The sequence below is a fragment of the uncultured Lactobacillus sp. genome (genome assembly GCF_945290125.1).
GTDB classification, from domain to species: domain Bacteria; phylum Bacillota; class Bacilli; order Lactobacillales; family Lactobacillaceae; genus Lactobacillus; species Lactobacillus rizhaonensis.
This window is the reverse complement of record NZ_CALYQV010000081.1, coordinates 1-6,910: the sequence shown is the minus strand read 5'-3', so window position 1 is coordinate 6,910 and position 6,910 is coordinate 1. Positions and strand designations below refer to the sequence as shown.

The following is a 6,910-nucleotide window of genomic DNA, read 5'->3' as shown; positions in this document are numbered from 1 at the left end:
ATTTCTGAGCAAGAAAAAGCAATGTTTAATCAAATTATCGACTTGGGAAGTTAATAGGCAAATATGGCGGTTATGATATCGATCTGAATGAGTGAAGTTGCTGTTAATAGTATTTTAATTAATGCCAAGGCTTAGCTTAAGTATATGTCAGTGAAAATATTTAAAGGCAATAAACGACCAATATAGATAGAGGACACGGAAAAAGCATAATGATAAAAGAAACTGAAATTAATTGTTGGAACTGAATTCTAGATTTATAGTCTTTTTGCTTTTTGTTAACACAGGGCTAAATCATCAATAAATTAGTTTTGAAATGTAGTATGTTAAGCACATATTTTTATTAAGTAATTAATAAAAATAGCACACAGTTTAATGCGTGCTATTTTATAGATTTAAAATAACCAATAGATCCTTTTATAAAATCTTTTATTCTAAATCATTATACGAGAATGAAAAATCAAAATTCTTGTAGTGAGCATTTTTTAATCGCTTAGCTAACTCAGGTGTACGATACCAATGCATATTGTCTGATTCAAAAACATTGCCATGAGCAAGAGCCGTGTCAAAAACCCAATTACCTTTTATTTTTGCAACACCATAATATTCTTCAGTTAAGTCAGCAGGAAGAGTAATTTTATTTATACCATACCAGGTATAACCGTGAACTTTTCTAGTTCGAGAAATGTAGAAACGATTTTTTGTCTTTTGACTATTCTCAGGGATAATAGTTGGCTTTTTTTCCAAGTAGCGTATATTTTTAGTTCCATTAATATAATGATGTACTTCCTTATTTTTAGTAATAGTCATCTTTGAAATCTTTTTATTGTAATACTGATACCACGTTCCACGCATTTTTTTTGGAAAAAAAGTAGTATTAGTTTTAGCCTGAACAATATTTGCTGAACCTTTTGCCCCACAGAAAAAAGTACCTAAACTAATCAGCGCCATAAATGCTATAATCTTTTTCTTTAATTTCATTTTTTCTCCTAACTATTATAGTTCTATACGTAGCTATGATTATATACTCGTTTTGTGCAGTAAGCAATATTTTTGATATTTTAATTGTTAATACCGTTATAAAATAGACACAAATTTTTGTTAGTAATAATGAATTTGATTGAAAAATGTTAAAATTTAATAACGCTGAATTAGTAACATGTTACCAAGATAAATTAGTTCTGGTTTTTTTGTCAAGACAATGTAGAAGAAAAAGGGGAAAACAGTAATTGCCTTCTTCTTTTTAATTATTCATGTAAAGCAGCACCATTAGTTTCAATAATGTGCTTCATCCAGTTGTAAGACTTCTTAGGAACCCGCTCCAAAGTTCCGTGACCGAAATCGTCCATGTCAACATATATGACGCCATAACGTTTTTTCATTTCACCAGTGGATAAAGAAACAAGGTCAATTGGAGCCCACATGGTAAAGCCAAGACAAGGAACTTTATCAATGTTGATTGCATCGGCCATTGCCAAGAGATGTTTCTTTAGGTAATTAATTCGGTAATCATCTTCCACATAATTATTCTCGTCAGGTTTGTCAACTGCTCCCATGCCGCTTTCAACGATAAAAAGTGGTTTTTGAATTCGATCATAAACCATGTTCATTGTGTAGCGCAATCCTAATGGATCGATGCCCCAACCCCATGGCGTTTTTTCAAGATAAGGATTATTTTTTCCACCAACATTGAACCATTGATCACCAGCTTTAAATGTAGTAGAGCGATAGTATGAAAAGGCAATATAGTCAAGCTGTCCTTGATTTAAAATTAATTCATCTTCTGACTCCATTTTAATTTCCCTTAGTCCCTTGATACCATGATGTTGTAAGATTTCATCCGCAAAATTAGGATAATAACCGCGTCCCATTGTGTCTACGAAATACCAATTTTCTTTGAGTTCTTCTTGATTTGCTAGTATATCTTCTGGTCTGCATGTTCTTGGATAGCATGTGCTCAAAGCATACATAGCTCCAAACTGACTACCAGGCATCATTTTATGACCTAATTTAACTGCACTAGCTGAAGCTATAAACATGTTATGAGCTGCTTGATAACGATTTAATCCGGTAGATTCGTGAACGCCAGTTGGACCAAAACCACGAATAGCGTTAATTTCATTAAATGTTATCCAGTATTTTACCCGTTTACCAAAATGCTCAAATAAAGTCTTCGCATATTTAACGTAAAGATCAACCACTTTGCGCGAATTAAAACCATCATATTTAACGGCTAAATTGATAGGTAGTTCGTCATGGCAAATAGTAATTAGAGGTTGAATATGATACTTTTCCAGTTCACTGATTACATTATCATAAAACTTCAAACCATTTGTATTTGGCACTTCTTCTTCACCAGTTGGGTAAATTCTTGACCAGGCAATTGAAAAGCGATAAACATTAAAGCCCATGCCTGCCATTAACCTGATGTCGTCTTTATAATGATGATAAAAATCAACGGCTTTATGACTTGGATAGTATTGATTTGATAAAAGAACGGGTTTTGCATCCATCGGAACACTATCTGCGTCTATGAACGAACTTCTTGCTTTGATAATTTTTCCTTCTGATGTTTTCAATGTATGATAACGGGGATTTGTTGATGAACCGTTTGTTTCATAGTCATGAGTGGATGGACCACGGCCTCCTTCGTTAAAGCCTCCTTCATATTGAAAGTCTGCAGTTGCTCCGCCCCATAAGAAACCTTGTGGCAATTTTTGGGTCATTTTTATCGGTTCTCCTTAATTTAATCTGGTGCCAATATTAACTTTGCCACTATTTTTTAGCTTGATATTTTCACCATTTGAGTTAGTAATAATCAACATTGTGGCCAAATCATAGCCTTTTTTTTCAATATATTCACGGTCAACCCTAATTATTGGTTCGCCAGCTTCAACCTCATCATTTTGTTGAACAAGCACATCAAAACCATTACCGTTTAACTTTACCGTGTCAATCCCGATGTGTACTAAAATTTCCATACCATCCTTGGTGGTAATTCCAAAAGCATGACCAGTTGAAGGTAATGCGGTAATTTTACCGCTAACTGGTGCGGAGATAATACTACCATCTAACTCGATAGCTACTCCGTCACCAAGTGCTTTACTTGCAAAGGTTTCATCATTTACTTGAGAAAGGTCTTCTAGTTCACCTGCAGCTGGGGAAATAATATCCTTATTAGCATTTGAATTCACGTTTTGACTAGGTATGGTATCTGTTCTAGTAGAACTATTTTTTGTTGTAGAAGGAGCTATTTCAGCGAATAAATAGGTGAAAATAAAGCCTAAAGTCAATGCGAGTAATACTGTAATTATAGCGTTAATAAAGTTATTTGGATTATTGGTTATAAATAATGGTAGGGTCAAAATGCTTTGAGGACTTAACACAGTCGAATATATTTGAGTAATCCCAGCATATAAACCGGCCAAACCGCCTGCAGCAATCGCACAATATAACGTACGCTTATATTTCAGAGTGATCCCATAAAGTGTTGGTTCGATAATTCCGGTTAAAGCAGTGATACCTGATGAAAAAGCAATTTGAGAATTCTTTTTATCTTTTTTTAGTCTAAGTGCTGCAGCAAAAGCAACACCCGATTCAACCATGTTTGCCACAATAAAACCTGGTCCAATAATAGTCTCTTTTCTAAACTGTGCAAATTGAAGAGCCGCAAGTGGCATTAAGGCAACATGCATCCCAATCATAACAAGTAACGGGGCTAGAGCTCCGATAATTGTTGGAACAAGCCAAGGAATATAAGTATTGATGGTCTTAATTATGAAGTAAAAGCCATCTCCTAACCAAGTGCCGATTGGTCCAATTATGAGTAAAGTAATAGGCGCAGTAATTGCCAGTATTAAAAGTGGTTTAAGTGTTGTTTTTATACTATTAGGAATAATTTTTTCTAAAAACTTATCAAGATAGGACATAAACCAAATTGCTAATATAATGGGTAATACGCTGCTACTATAGTTAACTAATTGAACTGGTAGTCCGAAGAAGTATACGGGCTTTCCAGCACCTACAAGCTGGATAATAGAAGGATATAAAAGAAAACCAGCTATTATCATTGCTATGTATTCATTAGTCTTGAATTTTTTAGCTGTGGATACAGCTAGTAAAAATGGTAGGAAGTAGAATACTGCATCCGCTATTGCATTTAAAATGACATAGTTTTGTGATGAGGTACTTATAACTTTGAATGTAGCAAGAATTGAAATTATGGCTTTGAATAAACCACCAGCAACAAAAGCAGTTATCAAAGGTGCCATGATATTTACTAGACCATTTATCATTTTAGACAACCAATTATGGTTACTCGAAATATGTTGGTCCGTATTTTTACCTAAATCGGGTAACTGCTTATTTATTATGTCATAATATCTGCCCACTTCATTGCCAACTATTACCTGTGATTCTTCACCGGATTGGATAGCGCTTAATATTTCAGGTAATTGTTTAATTTTGTCAGGGTTAAATTTACTTTTATCTTTAAGCACAAATCTAAGTCTAGTTGCACAGTGAGTCAGCCTAATAATATTTTCTGCTCCTCCAACATTTTTAATAATTTGGCAAGCATTAGTTTCTTCACTTTTCATATCTATCCCTTATTTCGACTCTAATCGTCTAAGCCATTATGCAATGCTTCTTTGACCATTTCATTACTGTATAAGATCAAAGTATGTTTGTAGTAATGGGCGTAAGCATCTTTGTTAATAGTTTTTATCATGCGATCGTCCTGATAATTTTTTACCAAATCGAAAATCGCTTCCTTAGTTTCTTTTGCAGCTGAAAGAGGAATTGGTTTTTGTCCATGAGCTGGGTATAGTTCGGATACTTGTTTATTCATGTTTAATAATCTATTTAATGATCTTATATAAACTTTCCATGGAGCTTGTAGTTGTAGACCCATTTGGTAGTATATGTTGTAATAGCAAACGCTGTCTCCGGTAAAAAGCCAGCCTTTCTCTGGACAAAACAAAGCAATTGAACCGTAAGTATGACCAGGAATTTCAATAACTTCTAAAGATAAGTTTCCCAAGTCAAATTTATCGTGATCTTTAATGAAATGAAATTTTGTATGGCTTAAGTTACCGGGTTTAATATATTGCTGTTCATTAATATAGTTTTTAAGCTCCGGTAATTTTTTATAGCGGTATTTAATAGTGTGCAATTTGGTGGTTGAATCATTATCAAAAGCTAACAATTGATAGTAATCATTGACATGAATATATACATTTTTGAATAAATAATCGCCCAATCCGTGATCTGGATGTCCATGACTGTTAACGACATAAACAGGTAAATCAGTAATTTTCTTAATTTGTTCTTTAAAGTCTAAATAGCCATAACCAGTATCAAATAGCAAAGCATGCGAGGTGCCCACTATTAAGTAACGGTTTACTGATTCAATTTCTTTTAAGCAATAGAGTTGGTTATTAATCTTTTCAATTGATTTACATCTTAAGAGTGCTTTATCCATATTTATTACCTCGATTTGTAAATAGTTGCTTTTTCAATTGGTTGGTAATCATTTCAGCCTACTATTTTTTAAGTTCCTCCTTACTATCGATACTTTTATCATATTTATGATACTTTTTACAATTACATAATAACATATATGTAAACGATTTCAACAAAAAAGATATTTTTATCAAAAAGATGATAAAATACTTCGTAGAAGGAGAAATAAGATGTTAAATAATATTTTTATAAGTAGCAGTAAACTGTCTAATGCCGAAAAAAAGGTTCAGAATTATATTAAAAGAAATTCTAATCGAATTGAAACTTTGACTATAAATAAACTAGCGGCTACTGCTGGAACTTCTGTGGCATCAGTTCAGCGTTACTGCCAAAAAATTGGCTTTTCTGGTTATAAGGAATTTAAGTTTGCCCTTCTAAATATTCTTTCTAAACAAACCGAGAACAGGAAGGAGGAAAATGCCGGTCAACTTAGTCTAAATTATTTAGATAATTATCAAAAAATTTTAGAAAAACTAAAGGCTATTAAGCAACAACAAATTGATAAGTTAGCTTTGGCTTTACTTAATAATAGTTTTAATTATATTTTGGGAGTATATTACTCAAGTATTCCAGCTCAGCTGTTGACGTTGCAATTACAGGATTTAGGTTTGCCTACTTTTTGCGCAATTAATGATGTTAATGGTGAACATTTACTTGATAGTGCTAATAAGGATGATACTATTGTTTTGTTTTCAATAAACGGCGTCAAAACTTATTATGAAGATTATTGGGGTGAAGCAATCGCTAATTGTAATAACACTTTTTTGATAACAATGAACAAAAAAGCTGAATTCAAAAGATTGTTCAAGAATACGATAGCCTTACCTGGTAATAATCTAGAGAAAACCTTGCCTTTTGATCAACAGTCTATTCCGAGTATATTCATTGAGATGCTGATGCAGTCTATTTATCAGAAAAGACTCCAGAATAAAAATTAAAATTGGAATCACACAGATAATAGTTAAAAGACCTGATGCCAATAAGATATTGGTATTAGCCTTTATAAATAAAGACATTAGTTAATGAACATTACCAATGTGGAGGTTTACTTAAGGAATGGTTCCATTAAAGTTTTAGTCAAGGAACAGCTAAATAATTTCGAATTTAGTCAAGAATACCTGTAAGATGTGTGTTACTCAAACGATTTTTATACACACGTAAAAAAGCTGTTACATTTATTTTTTGGCACTAGATAATTGTTGGTTTTGATGGTTGATAAAATCTGCTGAAAGAATTAATAGACTTGCTAGTTTTCTCAGTATCATTTTATGAATTTTATAATTTGCTAATCTTGTATATATTTATAAGATGATTGCTGTTATATGTAGATTGGGATTATTAATTTCAAGGTCTGTTATTCAAGTTTGTAACAACTTGGAATAACAGTCTT

General features: G+C 32.8%; 5 protein-coding genes. 1 reads left to right on the top strand and 4 read right to left on the bottom strand.

What is annotated here, in order from left to right:
* Positions 1–426: 426 nt before the first annotated feature.
* The 4 genes from Q0K80_RS09560 to Q0K80_RS09545 form a co-directional block, all read right to left on the bottom strand.
* A complete protein-coding gene (locus tag Q0K80_RS09560; RefSeq protein ID WP_294605781.1) occupies positions 427–978 on the bottom strand; it encodes a hypothetical protein in 552 nt (183 codons plus the stop codon).
* A gap of 266 nt (positions 979–1,244) precedes the next feature.
* Positions 1,245–2,723 (bottom strand): glycoside hydrolase family 1 protein, encoded by a 1,479-nt coding sequence (locus Q0K80_RS09555; protein ID WP_294605779.1) that lies wholly within the window; start codon positions 2,721–2,723, stop codon positions 1,245–1,247.
* 15 nt (positions 2,724–2,738) lie between these two features.
* Positions 2,739–4,595 carry a beta-glucoside-specific PTS transporter subunit IIABC gene (locus Q0K80_RS09550; protein ID WP_294605777.1) on the bottom strand — a complete coding sequence of 619 codons (1,857 nt, stop codon included), beginning with the start codon at positions 4,593–4,595 and terminating at the stop codon, positions 2,739–2,741.
* A 20-nt stretch (positions 4,596–4,615) separates the two neighbouring features.
* Positions 4,616–5,479, bottom strand: coding sequence for an MBL fold metallo-hydrolase (locus tag Q0K80_RS09545; protein ID WP_294605775.1), 864 nt, complete (start codon positions 5,477–5,479; stop codon positions 4,616–4,618).
* 211 nt (positions 5,480–5,690) lie between these two features.
* Here Q0K80_RS09545 and Q0K80_RS09540 point away from each other — a divergent pair, with 211 nt between their 5' ends.
* The gene (locus tag Q0K80_RS09540) at positions 5,691–6,458 is read left to right on the top strand and encodes a MurR/RpiR family transcriptional regulator (RefSeq protein ID WP_294605773.1); all 768 of its coding nucleotides are present in this window, start codon (positions 5,691–5,693) and stop codon (positions 6,456–6,458) included.
* The last annotated feature ends 452 nt before the right edge of the window (positions 6,459–6,910 follow it).